Consider the following 15,280-nt stretch of genomic DNA (forward strand, 5'->3'; position numbering starts at 1 on the left):
GTGTGTCTGCCCGGGGGCGCCCCGGGATCCGGCGCACTTAGCTTTGCTGTCCGGACGGAACGCCGGCCGGCAGCCCGGCTTAGACCCTGGGGCGGCTAGCGGGCCGCCCTCCAACCACCAGCTTTGACAACAACAGACGGAGTCCTAGTGCCCACTATCCAGCAGTTGGTCCGCAAGGGTCGGACCGCCAAGGCGGGGAAGACCAACACCCCGGCCTTGAAGGGTTCGCCGCAGCGGCGTGGCGTTTGTACGCGTGTCTACACCACAACGCCAAAGAAGCCGAACTCGGCGCTGCGAAAGGTGGCCCGTGTGCGGCTGTCAAGTGGCATTGAGGTGACCGCATACATCCCAGGCGTTGGCCACAATCTGCAGGAGCACTCGATTGTGCTGGTGCGCGGCGGGCGCGTCAAGGATTTGCCTGGCGTGCGCTACAAGATTGTGCGCGGCGCATTGGACACCCAAGGTGTCAAAGGGCGGGGCCAAGCTCGTTCGCGGTATGGGGCCAAGAAGGAGAAAAGCTAATGCCGCGCAAGGGACCCGCTCCGAAGCGACCGCTGATCCACGATCCGGTGTTCGCTAGCCCGCTGGTGACTCAGCTGGTCAACAAGGTTTTGCTAGACGGTAAGAAGACAATCGCCCAGTCGATCGTCTACGGCGCGCTGACCGGCGCGGCCGAGAAAACCGGCAAGGACGCGGTTTCAGTTCTGAAGCAGGCGTTGGACAACATTCGCCCCTCACTTGAGGTCAAGTCGCGGCGCGTTGGCGGCGCCACCTATCAGGTGCCGGTCGAGGTCAAGCCAGGCCGGGCCACCACTTTGGCCTTGCGTTGGTTAGTTGGCTACTCCCGGGACCGGCGCGAAAAGACCATGACCCTGCGCCTGATGAATGAGCTGATCGACGCTTCAAATGGCTTGGGCGCCGCCGTCAAGCGGCGCGAGGACACTCACAAAATGGCGGAGGCCAACCGCGCCTTCGCTCACTATCGTTGGTGAGGCCTGGCCCCTCCTCCCAAAGGCTTTGAGAAGCTAGGAAAGGTAACTCTTACGTGGCACTTGATGTGTTGAGCGATTTGAGCCTGGTCCGGAATATCGGCATCATGGCTCATATTGACGCCGGCAAGACCACCGTCACCGAGCGGATCTTGTTCTACACGGGCATCAATTACAAGATTGGTGAAACCCATGACGGCGCTTCGACCATGGACTGGATGGAACAGGAACAAGAGCGCGGTATTACCATCACCTCCGCCGCCACCTCGTGCTACTGGAAAGACCACCAGATCAACATCATTGACACGCCTGGCCACGTCGATTTCACGGTCGAGGTAGAGCGCTCGCTCAGGGTTCTGGACGGAGCCGTGGCCGTGTTTGACGGCAAAGAGGGTGTCGAGCCGCAGTCTGAGACCGTTTGGCGCCAAGCCGACAAATACTCAGTTCCTCGTATCTGTTTCGTCAACAAAATGGACAAGATGGGGGCGGATTTCTTTTTCACCGTCAAGACCATCGTTGACCGCCTGGGCGCCAGGCCGCTGGTGCTACAAGTACCAATCGGGGCCGAGTCAGACTTCCGCGGCGTCATCGATCTGCTTGAGATGCGGGCCCTGGTCTGGGATGGCGACGTTCAGAAGGGCGAAGACTACCGGGTTGAGGAGATTCCTGCGGATCTGGTGGAGCTGGCGCAGACTTACCGGTCCAGCTTGCTTGAGCAGGTAGCGGAGGCCGATGACACGCTCCTAGAGAAGTACCTCGAAGGCGGCGAGTTGGCGCTGGGCGAGGTCAAATCGGCTATTCGCAAGTTGACAGTTAGCGGTGAAGTCTTCCCGGTGCTTTGCGGCTCGGCCTTCAAGAACAAGGGTGTCCAGCCCATGTTGGATGCGGTCCTTGACTATTTGCCTTCCCCCTTAGATGTGCCTCCTATGAAGGGCTTTGACACCCGCGACGAGTCTGTGCATCTAGTCCGCCGGGCCGATGCGGCCGAACCCTTTGCGGCGCTGGCCTTCAAAGTGGTGGCCCACCCCTTTTACGGCAAGCTGACCTATGTCCGGGTCTATTCCGGCCAGGTGGCCGGCGGCGCCCAGGTGATGAACTCAACCAAGGGCCGCAAAGAACGCATTGGCAAACTGTTCCAAATGCACTCCAACAAGGAGAATCCGGTCACGGATATCACCGCCGGCCACATTTACGCGGTGATTGGCTTGAAGGACACCACCACCGGCGACACGCTATGTGATTCGGCCCATCCGGTGATCTTGGAGTCGATGACCTTCCCCGATCCGGTTATTGAGGTCGCGATCGAACCAAACTCCAAGGCTGACCAAGAGAAACTCTCCACCGCCATCCAGAAGCTGGCCGAAGAGGATCCCACCTTCAAAGTTTCGTTGAACGAGGAAACTGGCCAAACCATTATTGCCGGCATGGGTGAGCTGCACCTGGACATCCTGGTCGACCGGATGCGCCGGGAGTACCGGGTCGAAGCCAATGTCGGCAAACCTCAGGTGGCCTACCGCGAGACCATTCGCAAGAAGGTAGCCAAGGTCGACTACACCCATAAGAAACAGACCGGCGGTTCGGGCCAATTCGCCAAGGTGCAGGTTGCCTTCGAACCACTGGGGCCAGACGCTGAGGAGAACTTCGAGTTTGTCTCCAAGGTCACCGGCGGGCGTGTGCCCAAGGAATACATCCCCTCGGTCGAGGCCGGCATCCTAAACGCCATGTCCTCCGGCCCGTTGGCCGGCTATCCGGTAGTTGGCATCAAGGCGACTTTGCTGGACGGCGGTTACCACGAGGTTGACTCTTCGGAGATGGCCTTCAAAATCGCTGGTTCAATGGTTTTCCGTGAGGGGACTCGCCATGCCGACCCGGCGCTGCTCGAGCCCATCATGGATGTTGAAGTGCGTACCCCTGAGAATTACATGGGCGATGTGATCGGCGATTTGAACTCGCGTCGCGGTCATATGCAGTCGATGGAAGACGCCTCTGGCGTCAAAGTGGTGCGGGCCCTAGTACCCTTGTCCACAATGTTCGGCTACGTCGGTGACCTGCGTTCCAAGACTCAGGGGCGTGCGGTGTATACGATGCAGTTCGATAGCTATGCTGAAGTTCCCCGAGGCGTTGCCGAGGAGATCATCAAGAAGACTAGGGGCGAATAGCCCCAACGCGCAGGGCAAGCCAGCCCTGAGCAGGCAAAACTGAAAACCCGAAGCAAGAACCGTAGATGACCAAACGTCTCCGCGGCCGGGCAACTGGCCAAAGGGGCGGGAGGAGTCCAACTACCCGAGTCCTATAGGAGGGACCAAGTGGCGAAGGCTAAGTTCGAGCGGACAAAGCCGCATGTGAACATCGGCACCATCGGTCACGTCGATCACGGCAAGACGACCTTGACGGCTGCGATCACCAGGGTGCTACATGAGGAATTCCCCGAGCTGAACCCTTTCACGCCGTTCGACGAGATCGATAAGGCGCCGGAAGAGAAGCAGCGCGGCATCACCATCAACATCGCTCACGTCGAATACGAAACCGCGAAGCGCCACTATGCGCATGTGGACGCCCCCGGTCACGCCGACTACATCAAGAACATGATCACCGGCGCGGCTCAGATGGACGGCGCCATTCTCGTGGTTGGTGCTGACGACGGCCCCATGGCCCAGACCCGTGAGCACGTCCTGCTGGCCCGCCAGGTCGGCGTACCCTGCCTGCTTGTCGCCCTGAACAAGGTCGACATGGTGCCAGACGAGGAAATCCTCGAACTGGTCGAACTTGAGGTCCGTGAGCTGCTGACAGCTCAGGGCTTTGACGGTGACGATGCACCTGTGGTCAAGGTTTCGGCTCTCAAGGCGCTTGAGGGTGACGAAGAGTGGACGCCAGGGGTCAAGGAACTGATCGACGCGGTCGATGACTACATCCCCGAGCCCATGCGTGACATGGACAAGCCATTCTTGATGCCAATCGAGGATGTCTTCACCATCACCGGTCGCGGCACCGTGGTCACTGGCAAGGTCGACCGGGGCAAGCTGCCCATCAACACTGAGGTCGAGATTCTGGGTATTAGGCCCACTCAGAAGACCACCGTTACGGGCATCGAGATGTTCCACAAGATGATGGACGAGGCTTGGGCTGGCGAGAACTGCGGGCTGTTGCTGCGCGGTATCAAGCGCGAAGAGGTCGAGCGTGGCCAGGTCGTGGCCGTGCCCGGCACCATTACGCCACATACCGAGTTCGAGGCCCAAGTTTATGTGCTGAACAAGGACGAGGGCGGGCGCCATAACCCGTTCTATTCGAACTACCGGCCGCAGTTCTACTTCCGCACCACCGATGTCACCGGCGTTATCACTTTGCCTGAGGGCACCGAGATGGTCATGCCTGGCGATAACACCGAGATGACTGTCCAGTTGATTCAGCCCATCGCGATGGAAGAAGGCCTTGGCTTTGCTATCCGCGAGGGTGGCCGCACCGTTGGTTCCGGCCGTGTGACCAAGGTCATTAAGTAGCGTTTCGGCTTTCACCTGGCCTTCCAGGTGTTGCCCGATGCCGGCCCGTCCCCAGCCATGGGGGCGGGCCTTTGGCATTGGCCGGGTTTTTGTTTGGGAGGTCCTAGACACCGGCCTGATAGCCCAAGATTGGGCCTGGCGACGGCACTAGAATGAAGCCAAGTTCGACTCAGTGAGGAGCGCATCATGGCAGAACCAGGGGTGGATCAAATCAACTCCTTAGCCTTCCAGTTCGAGATCGAGCAGGTTTTCCTGGCCCCCAGGCAAGGAACCGCGGTCACCGGACTGGTCGAACTGGGTGTGGTCACATCCGGCGCGCGAATAGACATTCACGGTATGCATGCCAGGCGACAAGGCATCGTGGCCGCGATTATGAAAGACGGCGAACAGCTAGTCGAAGCCAAAACTGGCGAACTGGTCACTCTACTGCTAACGGATCTGTCTCCAGGTCACATTGCCAACGGCATGCTGGTTACCCAAAGGGGGGGCGAGCGTCACAAGGAACTGCGCGGCCGCAGCCACCGCGAGTATCAAGGCTTGGCCGCCCTAGCCTCATAGCCCAGACAGCCCTCCAGCTAGCGCTGTCAGGACTTCGTCGTGGCCAAGCGCAGCCAGTTTCGTCTGGCCAGTGCCGCGGCCATGGTGGTCCCCTCTTGTGATGCATTTGTTGCTGCGAACTAGCGCAAAAAGCAGCCTACTTGGCGGTTGGTCAGCCTGCCAGCGCAAAACCAGTGGTATCCACGCAGTCATACTTTCCCGATGACCAAAAGCCGCATTTGGCCCTGGGATGTGCGCACGAGGGCGGCCGCAGCTAGTGGATTTCACTTGGATTAGCTGGCGGTCAAGGGCCCAAAGGCAAGCTGGTTTTCACTTTCTATGAGTTTTCTGGCAAGATGGTCCGGTTGCCTAGCGCGAGTTGGGCAAGCCAGTGCCTGTTTGGGGCCACCTTGGTCCCACGGGCCATCGACCCAAGCGATCAAAAGCGGGGGTTAGCCCCGCTGTGTTGGCGCGGGCGGCGCGAAGCGTCGGCCAAAGCCAAGACAGCAGATAGTCGCAGGGGGGTCGCCACAGGAGGCTTTCTTGGCAAGGAGCCTCCGGGGTGCGACACACCCGAGCGCGGGGGACGGTGGACTGGCACGTAGGAACGATGTTTGAGGAGTGGCCGGGAGATGGCGCGACAGAAGATCCGGATACGGCTGAAGTCGTATGACCATGAGGTCATCGATTCTTCGGCGCGCAAGATCGTCGACACGGTGACCCGTGCCGGAGCCACTGTGGTTGGCCCGGTGCCGCTGCCCACTGAGAAAAACGTGTTTTGCGTCATCCGCTCGCCGCATAAATACAAAGACAGCCGCGAGCACTTCGAGATGCGCACCCACAAGAGGTTGATCGACATCATCGACCCCACCCCAAAGGCGGTCGACTCTTTGATGCGATTGGACCTGCCGGCCGACGTCAACATTGAAATCAAGCTGTAGGCACGAGGACTGACGAAGATGACAACTACTTCCCAGAAGGTAAGGCCGGCCGCGGCCCTGCTGGGCGCCAAACTGGGTATGACCCAGGTTTGGGACGCCGAAGGCAAGGTGGTGCCACTGACTGTGGTCAAGGTCGGCACCAACGTGGTGACGCAGGTCCGCACCGATGAGGTCGACGGCTACAGCGCAGTTCAACTGGCTTTTGGCGAAATCAAACCCAAACGTGTGACCCAGCCTATGGCCGGGCATTTCGAGAAGGCCGGGGTTACCCCGCGCCGTCACCTTGTTGAGGTGAAGATGGCCGATGTCGGTAACTTCGCCTTGGGCCAGGAGCTGACAGTTGAGGCCTTCGAGGCCGGCAGCAAAGTTGACGTGACTGGCACGACCAAAGGCAAAGGCACCGCTGGTGTGATGAAGCGGCATGGCTTCTCCGGCGTTGGGGCTTCGCACGGCGCTCACCGCAACCACCGTAAGGCCGGCGCCATCGGCGCCTGTGCCACGCCGGCCCGAGTCATGAAAGGCCTGCGTATGGCCGGTCGCATGGGCCGGGTACGCCAGACGACCCAGAACCTGACCATTTTCGCCGTTGATGGAGAAAAGGGTCTTCTTTTGGTTAAGGGCGCCATTCCGGGTCCCCGCGGCGGCGTTGTGCTGGTCCGCAGCGCCGTGAAGGGAGGTGCCCTCTGATGGCACAGGTAGCGGTGATTGGCCCCAAGGGCAAGAAGGCCGGTCAGGTCGATTTGCCAGACGAGCTGTTTGACGTCCAAACCAATGTGCCCTTGATCCACCAGGTTGTGGTGGGCCAAATGGCGGCTGCCCGCCAGGGCACCCATTCGACTAAGAGCCGCGGTCAGGTGCGTGGCGGTGGCCGCAAGCCTTATCGCCAAAAAGGCACCGGCCGGGCCCGGCAAGGCTCAATCAGAGCTCCCCAGTTCGCCGGGGGTGGCGTTGTCCACGGACCCTCCCCAAGGGACTACTCCCAGCGCACGCCTAAGAAGATGAAGGCCGCCGCCCTGCGCGGTGCGCTTTCCGACAGGGCCAGAGCCGGACGCATCCATGTGGTCAAGGCCCTAGCCGAAGACAAGATCTCGACCAAACAGGCCGTCGCCACCTTGGCTGCCATCACTGACCGAGCCCGCCTGCTGGTGGTCTTGGAGCGTGGCGCCGAAAACGCCTGGTTGTCGTTGCGAAACGTGCCGGCAGTTCATCTGCTCCACCCTGATCAACTCAACGCCCATGACGTCATGGTCAGTGACGACGTGGTCTTCACCGAGGCCGCCCTGGCGGCCTTTGTCGGTGCCGGGGAACAAGACGCTGCCGAAACCGAGTCAGCCGAGGAGGTGGCCAAGTGACCAAGCCAGCCGGCCCTAAGAATCCGCGCGACGTGGTGTTTGCGCCTGTGGTTTCGGAGAAGAGCTACACCCTGATCGACACCCAGGGCAAGTACACCTTTTTGGTTGACCCCAGGGCCAACAAAACCGAGATCCGCATCGCCGTGGAGAAGATCTTTGGCGTCAAAGTGGCCTCGGTTAACACCCTCAACCGCCCGGGCAAGACCCTGCGCACACGCTATGGCACCGGCCGCCGTAAGTCGACCAAGCGAGCCATCGTGACGCTGCGCGAGGGCTCGATCGACATTGACGGCGCTGCCCTCGCCTGAGGTAGGAAGTTAGGACCGTAGAGATGGCAATCCGCAAATACAAGCCGACCACACCGGGCCGCCGCGGCTCGTCGGTGGCCGATTTTGCCGAGGTGACCCGCGCCACGCCGGAAAAGTCACTGGTCAAGCCGCTGACCAAATCCGGTGGGCGCAACAACGCTGGTCACATCACCACCCGGCACCGGGGCGGCGGCCACAAACGGGCCTACCGCGAGATCGACTTCCGTCGCCACGACAAAGACGGTGTGCCGGCCAAAGTGGCGCACATAGAGTACGACCCGAATAGGACCTCGAGAATCGCCCTGCTGCATTACGCTGACGGCGCCAAGCGTTACATCCTGGCCCCTAGCCGTCTCAAGCAGGGTGACCGCATCGAGGCTGGGCCAACAGCAGACATCAAACCCGGCAACAACCTTCAAATGCGCCATATCCCCTTGGGCACAGTGATTCACGCCGTTGAGCTCAGGCCCGGTGGCGGCGCCAAACTAGCCCGCTCGGCCGGGGCTTCGGTCCAATTGGTGGCCAAAGAGGGCAAGTTCGCCCAGTTGCGCCTGCCCTCTGGTGAGATCCGTAATGTCGACCTGCGCTGCCGCGCCACTATTGGTGAGGTTGGCAACGCTGAGCAGTCAAATATCAACTGGGGCAAGGCTGGCCGGATGCGGTGGAAGGGCCGGCGGCCCATAGTCCGCGGTGTGGCCATGAACCCGATCGATCATCCGCACGGTGGTGGAGAAGGCAAGACCTCCGGTGGCCGCCACCCGGTTAGCCCCTGGGGCAAGCTGGAGGGCCGCACCCGCAAGCCCGGTAAGCCATCCGACAAGCTGATTGTGCGCCGCCGGCGCACCGGCAAGAAGCGCTGATTAGGAGAGAGCCAGACAGATGCCTCGAAGCTTAAAGAAGGGCCCGTTTGTCGACGACCACTTGCAGAAGAAGGTCGACGAGCACAACGAAAAGGGTCTGAAGACTGTCATCAAGACCTGGTCACGCCGTTCCATGATCACGCCGGACTTCCTCGGCCACACTGTGGCCGTTCACGACGGCCGCAAGCATGTGCCGATTTTCATTACTGAATCGATGGTTGGTCACAAATTGGGGGAGTTTGCCCCCACAAGGAACTTCCGTGGTCACGACAAGGATGACAGGAAGGGTCGCCGGCGCTAGAGCCTGGGCAGGAAGCATCATGAGCAAGGAATCACGCAGAATCACCGACATGTCGGTGGGTAAGGCACAGGCCCGGTTTGTCCGGGTCACGCCCATGAAAGCCCGGCGCATGGTAAACCTGGTGCGCGGCCAAGACGCCGCCCAGGCTGTCACCACCATGAAATTCGCTACCCAGGCGGCCAGCCTGCCCGTGCGCAAGACAATCGAGTCGGCTGTCGACTCGATTATCACCAAACGCGAGTCAAACGGTCTTGAAGTCGACCGGACCAAGCTCTATATCGCCGAGGCCTACGTTGACGAAGGCCCCACTTTGAAGCGTTTCAGGCCGCGGGCTCAAGGCCGCGCCGGCCGCATTTTGAAGCGGACCAGCCATATCACCGTGGTGGTCCGGCAAGCCGATGAAAAGGAGAGCCTGTAGTGGGACAGAAGGTCAGCCCGCTGGGCTTCCGCCTGGGCATAACCACAGACCACCGCTCAAGGTGGTTCGCCGATTCAACCAAACCGGGCCAGCGCTACCGCGACTACGTCAAAGAAGACGTCGCCATCAGACGGTTGATGGCCACCGGCCTAGAGCGGGCCGGTATTGCCAAGGTCGAGATCGAGCGCACCCGCGACCGGGTCAGGGTCGACATCCATACCGCCCGCCCAGGCATTGTGATTGGCCGGCGCGGCGCCGAGGCTGACAGGATTCGCGGCGAGCTGGAAAAGCTAACCGGTAAGCAGGTCCAGCTCAACATTCTTGAAGTTAAGAACCCCGAGATCAGCGCCCAGCTGGTGGCCCAGGGCATCGCCGAACAATTAGCCAGCCGGGTCTCTTTCCGCCGGGCCATGCGCAAGGGGCTGCAATCAGCCCAGCGGGCCGGCGCCAAAGGCGTGCGGGTGCAGTGTTCGGGCCGGTTGGGCGGGGCAGAAATGTCGCGCTCGGAGTTCTACCGTGAAGGCCGGGTGCCATTGCATACGCTGCGGGCCAATATCGACTACGGCTTCTTTGATGCCCGCACCACCTTTGGCCGGATTGGTGTCAAAGTTTGGATCTACAAGGGCGATATGACCGAAAGAGAATTCGCCCGTCTCCAGGCGGCGGCGCCTAGGCCGTCGCGTGGCGGCCGCGGAGAACGCGGCGAACGGGGCGACCGTCCCAGGCGGGGCCGTGGCGACCGCGGCGATCGCCCAGAGCGCGGCGAACGTTCAGAGCGCAGCGGAGCTGGCCCCGACCAGGCTGCCCCCGCCAGCGCCCCAACAGCTGGGACGGAGGGCTAGCCATGCTGATTCCCAGGCGACTAAAACACCGCAAACAGCACAGACCAGGGCGCAGCGGCATGGCCAAAGGCGGCACCACTATTGCCTTTGGCGACTATGGCATCCAGGCTGTGGAGCCGGCTTATGTCACCAACCGGCAAATTGAGGCTGCACGTATCGCCATGACCCGTCACGTCAAGCGTGGCGGCAAGGTTTGGATCAACGTTTTCCCCGACCGCCCACTGACCAAAAAGCCGGCCGAAACCCGAATGGGTTCAGGCAAAGGCTCACCAGAATGGTGGGTGGCCAACGTCAAGCCCGGCCGGGTTTTGTTTGAGCTTTCGGGCGTGTCGGAGCCGTTGGCTCGCGAGGCCATGAGCCGGGCCATGCACAAGCTCCCAATGAAATGCCGGTTTGTGCGGCGCGAGGGCGGTGAATGAAATGGCCATCGGTTCAAAGGACCTAATGCCAGAAAAGCTCGATCTGCTGGACGACGAACGCCTGCGGGCTGAACTCGACCGGGCCAAGGAAGAGCTGTTCAACCTTCGTTTCGCCAGTGCCACCAGCCAGCTTGAATCGCATGGCCGGCTCAAGGCGGTGCGCCGTGACATTGCCCGCATTTACACCATCATGCGTGAGCGCGAACTTGGGATTCGCACCGCACCAACTGCGACTGTGGAGGCAGACAAGTGAGCGCTGAAGCCGAGACCACCGCCAGAGCCCACCGCAAAACGCGCCGCGGCGTGGTGGTGAGCGACAAAATGTCCAAGACCGTAGTGGTTCGTGTGGAAGACCGAGTCAAGCACCCGCTCTACGGCAAGGTGCAAACCCGCTACTCCAAGGTCAAGGCCCATAACGAGGACAACAGTGCTGGCACTGGCGACTTGGTCTTGATTATGGAAACCCGTCCCCTTAGCGCAACCAAGCGGTGGCGCGTGGTGGAGATCCTGGAAAAGGCCAAGTAGGCAGGGGCAAGTAGATGATTCAGCAGGAATCGCGGCTCAAGGTAGCCGACAACACCGGGGCCAAGGAAATCTTGTGCATCCGGGTGCTGGGCGGTTCCGGCCGGCGCTACGCCGGTATTGGCGACGTCATTGTCGCCACCGTCAAGGATGCCATCCCAGGTGGCGGCGTCAAAAAGGGCGAGATTGTGAAAGCCGTGGTGGTGCGCACCAACAAGGAGCGCCGCCGCCCTGATGGCTCATATATCCGCTTTGATGAGAACGCAGCGGTCATTTTGAAGCCCGATGGCGAACCAAGGGGCACGCGCATTTTCGGTCCAGTTGGCCGGGAGTTACGTGACAAGCGGTATATGAAGATCATTTCGCTGGCGCCGGAGGTGTTGTAGATGGCCAACATAAAGAAGGGTGACCAAGTCAGGGTCATTGCCGGCCGCGACAAAGGCAAAACCGGTCGCGTCCTTGAGGTCCTCAAAGACAAAGACAAGCTGATTGTTGAGGGCGTCCAACGGGTGACCAAGCACACCAAGGTGGGCCAGTCGGCTCGGGGTGGACGTACCGGCGGCATTGAGACTGTTGACGCCCCAATCCACGTTTCGAACGTCATGCTGGTCGACCCGGCTTCGAAGGAGCCAACCAGGGTTGGTCACCGGATCGAAACCATCACCAGCCAAGGCCAAACCAAGCAGATCCGTGTGCGGTATGCCAAGCGCTCAGGTAAGGACGTCTAATGGCAGCTAAGACAAAAGAAAAACCGCCGGCACCGGCAGTCGAAGCACCAAAGCCCAGGCTGAAGGAACGCTACCGCAGTGAGATCCGGCCGGCTTTGCGCCAAGAGTTCGACCTGGACAACGTCCACCAAGTGCCATCTTTGACCAAGATTGTGGTCAATATGGGTGTGGGCGAGGCGGCCAGGGATTCGAAGCTGATCGACGGGGCGACTGCTGACCTGGCCAAGATCACCGGCCAGAAAGCCACCGTGACCAGGGCGCGGAAGTCCATTGCTCAGTTTAAGCTGCGCGAGGGCATGCCGATCGGAGCGCATGTGACGCTGCGCGGAGACCGGATGTGGGAGTTCTTGGACCGGCTGCTAACCATCGCCTTGCCGCGTATCCGCGACTTCCGTGGCCTGTCAGACCGCCAATTCGACGGTCAGGGCAACTACACCTTTGGCTTGACCGAACAATCGATGTTCCATGAGATCGACCAAGATCACATTGACCGCGTCCGCGGCATGGACATCACGCTAGTGACCACCGCAAGCAACGATGAGACAGGCCGGGCGCTGCTAAGGCAGCTGGGCTTCCCGTTCAAGGAGAACTGAAGTGGCAAAAACCGCACTGATCGTCAAGGCCGCGCGCAAACCTAAGTTCAAAGTGCGCGGCTATAGCCGCTGCAGCCGGTGCGGCCGGCCGCGCAGCGTCTACCGCAAGTTTGGCCTGTGCCGGGTGTGCCTGCGTGAGATGGCCCACCGCGGCGAACTACCAGGTATCACCAAGTCGAGCTGGTAACCACCTACGCCACAGGTGCTGGCCAGGCCGGCAAACCGTGGGGAGAAAGGGCAACACAACCAATATGACCATGACAGATCCGATAGCGGATATGCTCACCCGCATCCGCAACGCCAATTCGGCTCACCACGAAGAGGTGGAGATGCCGTACTCGAAGATGAAGGCCGCGATCGCTGAGATTCTGCGCAAAGAGGGCTACATCTTGGGCTGGGAGCAGACCGAGGCCCGCGTCGGTTCGACGCTGCGCGTGGAGTTGAAGTATGGACAGGACCGCGAGCGGGCTTTGTCCGGGCTGCGGCGCATTTCCAAGCCGGGCTTGCGGGTCTATGCCAAGTCAACCGGCCTGCCCAGGGTTCTAGGCGGTCTGGGCATTGCGATCTTGTCGACCTCGTCGGGGTTGCTGACAGATAGGCAAGCGGCCAAGAAAGGCGTGGGTGGGGAAGTCCTCGCCTACGTCTGGTAGGAACGGGGGCGAAAGCAGATGGCTTCACGAATTGGCAAGATGCCGGTGCCGGTACCCGGTGGCGTTGATGTGAAGATCGACGGTCGCCAGGTCACGGTCAAAGGTCCCAAAGGCACACTCAGCCGCCAACTACCCGAGCCAGTCAGCGTCAAACAGGGCCAGGACGGCGCCATTGTCCTGACCGTGCCAGATGAAGAGCGGCGCTCGCGGGCTATGCACGGGCTGTCACGGACTTTGGTGGCCAATATGGTCACCGGCGTGACCGAAGGCTATTCAAAGGTTCTCGAGATCGTTGGTACCGGTTACCGCGTTGTGGCCAAGGGCAGCGATCTGGAATTCTCGCTCGGTTTCTCCCACCCTGTGGTGGTCAAGGCGCCAGATGGCATCACCTTTGCGGTCGAATTGCCAACCCGCTTTTCGATCTCCGGAATCGACAAGCAGCAAGTAGGCGAAGTGGCGGCCAATATCCGCAAGTTGCGCAAACCAGAGCCCTACAAAGGTAAAGGCGTGCGGTACCAAGGCGAACAGGTCAGGCGCAAAGTTGGAAAGGCCGGTAAGTAGTCATGGCAACGGTTTCTCGTAGCGCTGGACGGGCCAAGCGGCACCATCGGGTGCGTAAGCATTTGGCCGGCACTGCCGCCCGTCCCCGCCTGGTTGTAACCAGGTCCGCCCGGCATATGTTGGCTCAAGTGGTCGACGATTCGCTGGGCCAGACTCTGGTCTCGGCTTCGACAATGGAGGCCAGTCTTAGACAAGAAAAGGCTGACAAGACGGCCAAGGCCAAGCGAGTCGGCGAATTGATCGCCGAGCGGGCCAAGGCCCAAGGCATTGGCGCGGTTGTGTTTGACCGGGCCGGTAACAAGTACCACGGCCGGGTTGCCGCCGTGGCCGATGGCGCCCGTGAGGGCGGGTTGGCGCTCTAATGGGAAGGCAGACCAACTGATGGCAGAGCTGCAGCAGACCGGGGCTGGCGATTCCCAGCGCCGCGACGGCGACAAGCGTGATGACCGCCGCGATGACCGCCGCGAAGGCGGTCGTGACGGTGGCCGCAATGGTGGCCGCGACGGTGGCCGGCGCGACCAGTCGCGCCGCGGTGGACGTGATGGCGATGATCGCAATCAGTTCATGGAGCGGGTGGTTTCGATCAACCGCGTGGCCAAAGTGGTCAAAGGCGGCCGGCGGTTCTCCTTCACCGCCCTGGTGGTGGTCGGTAACGGCGACGGCATGGTTGGCGTTGGCTACGGTAAGGCCAAAGAAGTGCCTGCGGCTATCGCCAAAGGCGTCGAGGAGGCCAAGAAGGCCTTTTTCAAGGTGCCGCGGATCCAGAAGACCATCCCTCATCCCATCCAGGGCGAGTCCGCAGCTGGTGTTGTTTTCATGCGCCCAGCCGCGCCTGGGACCGGTGTTATCGCCGGTGGACCGGTGCGCGCAGTGCTCGAATGTGCCGGTATCCACGATGTTTTGTCTAAGTCACTGGGCAGCGCCAACGCCATCAACATTGCCCATGCCACGGTGGCGGCGCTCAAAGCCTTGGAGGAACCGCAAACCGTGGCCGCTCGCCGCGGCCTGCCGGTCGAAGATGTGGCGCCAGCGCCACTGCTGCGGGCGATTGCAGCCGGTGCCAAGGCTAACGAGGAGCAGCCATGACCACTCTGGTAATCAAGCAGATCAGATCGGCTATTGGCGGCAAGCGGAACCAGCGCGAGACGCTGCGTACGCTGGGCCTGCGCAAGATTGGTCAAAGCGTCGAAAAGCCGGACCGCCCGGAAATCAGGGGCATGGTCCGCACGGTGGCTCACCTAGTGAGTGTGGAGGAGATTGACTGATGGCAACGGACAAGGATTTCGATCCGGCTGCCGGCGCTCCGGCCGAGCCCAAGGCCGACCAGGCCAAGTCAGCCGAACCCAAAGCCGACCAGGCAGAAAAGCCTGAGCCGAAGGCTGACAAGGCCGATAAGCCTGAACCCAAGGCGGAAAAGCCAAAGGCCGACAAGCCCAAGGCTGACAAGGCTGAGCCAGCCGAACCCAAAGCCGACCAGGCAGACAAGCCTGAACCCAAGGCGACCGTCAGCGAGGCTGAGGGCGAGGACGTCACGGAAGACACGACATCGGACAAGGTACAGGTACTCAAACTGCACCACCTCAGGCCGGCCCCAGGCGCCAAAAAGGCCAAGATACGGGTCGGTCGCGGCGAGGGCGGCACCAGAGGCAAAACCGCCGGTCGCGGCACCAAGGGCACCAAGGCTCGCGGCCGGGTGCCGGCCCGCCTAGAGGGCGGCCAGATGCCACTGCATATGCGCCTGCCCAAGCTGCGCGGCTTCAAA

General features: G+C 61.2%; 26 protein-coding genes. All 26 read left to right on the forward strand.

Features of this window, described 5'->3' with window-relative positions; genetic code table 11:
* Nucleotides 1–147: 147 nt before the first annotated feature.
* Nucleotides 148–522, forward strand: a complete 375-nt coding sequence (rpsL, locus tag FWD29_03515; GenBank protein MCL2803010.1) for a 30S ribosomal protein S12 — start codon at nt 148–150, stop codon at nt 520–522.
* Nucleotides 522–992 (forward strand): 30S ribosomal protein S7, encoded by a 471-nt coding sequence (gene rpsG, locus FWD29_03520; GenBank protein ID MCL2803011.1) that lies wholly within the window; start codon nt 522–524, stop codon nt 990–992. Before rpsL ends, rpsG begins: the two co-directional genes overlap by 1 nt.
* A gap of 53 nt (nt 993–1,045) precedes the next feature.
* Nucleotides 1,046–3,148 (forward strand): elongation factor G, encoded by a 2,103-nt coding sequence (gene fusA, locus FWD29_03525; GenBank protein ID MCL2803012.1) that lies wholly within the window; start codon nt 1,046–1,048, stop codon nt 3,146–3,148.
* A 147-nt stretch (nt 3,149–3,295) separates the two neighbouring features.
* Nucleotides 3,296–4,486 carry an elongation factor Tu gene (tuf, locus tag FWD29_03530; protein ID MCL2803013.1) on the forward strand — a complete coding sequence of 397 codons (1,191 nt, stop codon included), beginning with the start codon at nt 3,296–3,298 and terminating at the stop codon, nt 4,484–4,486.
* A gap of 186 nt (nt 4,487–4,672) precedes the next feature.
* The gene (locus FWD29_03535) at nt 4,673–5,044 is read left to right on the forward strand and encodes a hypothetical protein (GenBank protein ID MCL2803014.1); all 372 of its coding nucleotides are present in this window, start codon (nt 4,673–4,675) and stop codon (nt 5,042–5,044) included.
* 611 nt (nt 5,045–5,655) lie between these two features.
* A complete protein-coding gene (rpsJ, locus tag FWD29_03540) occupies nt 5,656–5,964 on the forward strand; it encodes a 30S ribosomal protein S10 (GenBank protein ID MCL2803015.1) in 309 nt (102 codons plus the stop codon).
* A gap of 18 nt (nt 5,965–5,982) precedes the next feature.
* A complete protein-coding gene (gene rplC, locus FWD29_03545; protein MCL2803016.1) occupies nt 5,983–6,651 on the forward strand; it encodes a 50S ribosomal protein L3 in 669 nt (222 codons plus the stop codon).
* Nucleotides 6,651–7,316: a 50S ribosomal protein L4 gene (gene rplD / locus FWD29_03550; protein ID MCL2803017.1), complete on the forward strand. Its 666-nt coding sequence runs from the start codon at nt 6,651–6,653 to the stop codon at nt 7,314–7,316. The genes rplC and rplD overlap by 1 nt, the downstream gene beginning before the upstream one ends.
* The gene (gene rplW / locus FWD29_03555; GenBank protein MCL2803018.1) at nt 7,313–7,624 is read left to right on the forward strand and encodes a 50S ribosomal protein L23; all 312 of its coding nucleotides are present in this window, start codon (nt 7,313–7,315) and stop codon (nt 7,622–7,624) included. Before rplD ends, rplW begins: the two co-directional genes overlap by 4 nt.
* A 23-nt stretch (nt 7,625–7,647) precedes the next feature.
* Nucleotides 7,648–8,484, forward strand: coding sequence for a 50S ribosomal protein L2 (gene rplB / locus FWD29_03560; GenBank protein ID MCL2803019.1), 837 nt, complete (start codon nt 7,648–7,650; stop codon nt 8,482–8,484).
* A 19-nt stretch (nt 8,485–8,503) separates the two neighbouring features.
* A complete protein-coding gene (rpsS, locus tag FWD29_03565) occupies nt 8,504–8,785 on the forward strand; it encodes a 30S ribosomal protein S19 (protein MCL2803020.1) in 282 nt (93 codons plus the stop codon).
* Between the two features lie 19 nt (nt 8,786–8,804).
* Nucleotides 8,805–9,203 (forward strand): 50S ribosomal protein L22, encoded by a 399-nt coding sequence (gene rplV, locus FWD29_03570; protein MCL2803021.1) that lies wholly within the window; start codon nt 8,805–8,807, stop codon nt 9,201–9,203.
* Nucleotides 9,203–10,045, forward strand: a complete 843-nt coding sequence (rpsC, locus tag FWD29_03575; GenBank protein MCL2803022.1) for a 30S ribosomal protein S3 — start codon at nt 9,203–9,205, stop codon at nt 10,043–10,045. The genes rplV and rpsC overlap by 1 nt, the downstream gene beginning before the upstream one ends.
* Nucleotides 10,046–10,047: 2 nt before the next feature.
* Nucleotides 10,048–10,464, forward strand: coding sequence for a 50S ribosomal protein L16 (gene rplP, locus FWD29_03580; protein ID MCL2803023.1), 417 nt, complete (start codon nt 10,048–10,050; stop codon nt 10,462–10,464).
* Between the two features lies 1 nt (nt 10,465).
* On the forward strand, nt 10,466–10,717 hold the full coding sequence (rpmC, locus tag FWD29_03585; protein ID MCL2803024.1) for a 50S ribosomal protein L29: 252 nt from the start codon (nt 10,466–10,468) through the stop codon (nt 10,715–10,717).
* Nucleotides 10,718–10,785: 68 nt separating this feature from the next.
* Entirely contained in the window at nt 10,786–10,989 is a 204-nt protein-coding gene (gene rpsQ, locus FWD29_03590; GenBank protein MCL2803025.1) for a 30S ribosomal protein S17, read from the forward strand.
* A gap of 14 nt (nt 10,990–11,003) precedes the next feature.
* Nucleotides 11,004–11,372: a 50S ribosomal protein L14 gene (gene rplN, locus FWD29_03595; GenBank protein MCL2803026.1), complete on the forward strand. Its 369-nt coding sequence runs from the start codon at nt 11,004–11,006 to the stop codon at nt 11,370–11,372.
* Nucleotides 11,373–11,714, forward strand: coding sequence for a 50S ribosomal protein L24 (rplX, locus tag FWD29_03600; GenBank protein MCL2803027.1), 342 nt, complete (start codon nt 11,373–11,375; stop codon nt 11,712–11,714). It abuts the gene before it with no gap.
* Nucleotides 11,714–12,307, forward strand: coding sequence for a 50S ribosomal protein L5 (gene rplE / locus FWD29_03605; protein MCL2803028.1), 594 nt, complete (start codon nt 11,714–11,716; stop codon nt 12,305–12,307). The genes rplX and rplE overlap by 1 nt, the downstream gene beginning before the upstream one ends.
* Before the next feature lies 1 nt (nt 12,308).
* Entirely contained in the window at nt 12,309–12,494 is a 186-nt protein-coding gene (locus FWD29_03610) for a type Z 30S ribosomal protein S14 (protein ID MCL2803029.1), read from the forward strand.
* Between the two features lie 64 nt (nt 12,495–12,558).
* A complete protein-coding gene (gene rpsH / locus FWD29_03615; GenBank protein MCL2803030.1) occupies nt 12,559–12,957 on the forward strand; it encodes a 30S ribosomal protein S8 in 399 nt (132 codons plus the stop codon).
* 18 nt (nt 12,958–12,975) lie between these two features.
* Nucleotides 12,976–13,518 (forward strand): 50S ribosomal protein L6, encoded by a 543-nt coding sequence (gene rplF / locus FWD29_03620; protein MCL2803031.1) that lies wholly within the window; start codon nt 12,976–12,978, stop codon nt 13,516–13,518.
* A 2-nt stretch (nt 13,519–13,520) separates the two neighbouring features.
* The gene (gene rplR, locus FWD29_03625) at nt 13,521–13,880 is read left to right on the forward strand and encodes a 50S ribosomal protein L18 (protein ID MCL2803032.1); all 360 of its coding nucleotides are present in this window, start codon (nt 13,521–13,523) and stop codon (nt 13,878–13,880) included.
* A 19-nt stretch (nt 13,881–13,899) separates the two neighbouring features.
* On the forward strand, nt 13,900–14,604 hold the full coding sequence (gene rpsE / locus FWD29_03630; GenBank protein MCL2803033.1) for a 30S ribosomal protein S5: 705 nt from the start codon (nt 13,900–13,902) through the stop codon (nt 14,602–14,604).
* Entirely contained in the window at nt 14,601–14,783 is a 183-nt protein-coding gene (gene rpmD / locus FWD29_03635) for a 50S ribosomal protein L30 (GenBank protein MCL2803034.1), read from the forward strand. The genes rpsE and rpmD overlap by 4 nt, the downstream gene beginning before the upstream one ends.
* Nucleotides 14,783–15,280 (forward strand): uL15 family ribosomal protein (locus FWD29_03640; GenBank protein MCL2803035.1); only part of this gene is annotated, 498 nt, incomplete at its 3' end. The genes rpmD and FWD29_03640, both read left to right, overlap by 1 nt.

The organism is Micrococcales bacterium (assembly GCA_009784895.1).
GTDB lineage: Bacteria > Actinomycetota > Actinomycetes > Actinomycetales > WQXJ01 > WQXJ01.

Excerpts from the sequence above, each read along its gene's own strand:
- rpsG (MCL2803011.1), top strand. The coding sequence starts at position 522 with ATGCCGCGCAAGGGACCCGCTCCGAAGCGACCGCTGATCCACGATCCG.
- FWD29_03535 (MCL2803014.1), top strand. The coding sequence starts at position 4,673 with ATGGCAGAACCAGGGGTGGATCAAATCAACTCCTTAGCCTTCCAGTTC.
- rpsJ (MCL2803015.1), top strand. The coding sequence starts at position 5,656 with ATGGCGCGACAGAAGATCCGGATACGGCTGAAGTCGTATGACCATGAG.
- rplC (MCL2803016.1), top strand. The coding sequence starts at position 5,983 with ATGACAACTACTTCCCAGAAGGTAAGGCCGGCCGCGGCCCTGCTGGGC.
- rplD (MCL2803017.1), top strand. The coding sequence starts at position 6,651 with ATGGCACAGGTAGCGGTGATTGGCCCCAAGGGCAAGAAGGCCGGTCAG.
- rplB (MCL2803019.1), top strand. The coding sequence starts at position 7,648 with ATGGCAATCCGCAAATACAAGCCGACCACACCGGGCCGCCGCGGCTCG.
- rpsS (MCL2803020.1), top strand. The coding sequence starts at position 8,504 with ATGCCTCGAAGCTTAAAGAAGGGCCCGTTTGTCGACGACCACTTGCAG.
- rplV (MCL2803021.1), top strand. The coding sequence starts at position 8,805 with ATGAGCAAGGAATCACGCAGAATCACCGACATGTCGGTGGGTAAGGCA.
- rplP (MCL2803023.1), top strand. The coding sequence starts at position 10,048 with ATGCTGATTCCCAGGCGACTAAAACACCGCAAACAGCACAGACCAGGG.
- rpmC (MCL2803024.1), top strand. The coding sequence starts at position 10,466 with ATGGCCATCGGTTCAAAGGACCTAATGCCAGAAAAGCTCGATCTGCTG.
- rpsQ (MCL2803025.1), top strand. The coding sequence starts at position 10,786 with ATGTCCAAGACCGTAGTGGTTCGTGTGGAAGACCGAGTCAAGCACCCG.
- rplN (MCL2803026.1), top strand. The coding sequence starts at position 11,004 with ATGATTCAGCAGGAATCGCGGCTCAAGGTAGCCGACAACACCGGGGCC.
- rplX (MCL2803027.1), top strand. The coding sequence starts at position 11,373 with ATGGCCAACATAAAGAAGGGTGACCAAGTCAGGGTCATTGCCGGCCGC.
- rplE (MCL2803028.1), top strand. The coding sequence starts at position 11,714 with ATGGCAGCTAAGACAAAAGAAAAACCGCCGGCACCGGCAGTCGAAGCA.
- rpsH (MCL2803030.1), top strand. The coding sequence starts at position 12,559 with ATGACCATGACAGATCCGATAGCGGATATGCTCACCCGCATCCGCAAC.
- rplF (MCL2803031.1), top strand. The coding sequence starts at position 12,976 with ATGGCTTCACGAATTGGCAAGATGCCGGTGCCGGTACCCGGTGGCGTT.
- rplR (MCL2803032.1), top strand. The coding sequence starts at position 13,521 with ATGGCAACGGTTTCTCGTAGCGCTGGACGGGCCAAGCGGCACCATCGG.
- rpsE (MCL2803033.1), top strand. The coding sequence starts at position 13,900 with ATGGCAGAGCTGCAGCAGACCGGGGCTGGCGATTCCCAGCGCCGCGAC.
- rpmD (MCL2803034.1), top strand. The coding sequence starts at position 14,601 with ATGACCACTCTGGTAATCAAGCAGATCAGATCGGCTATTGGCGGCAAG.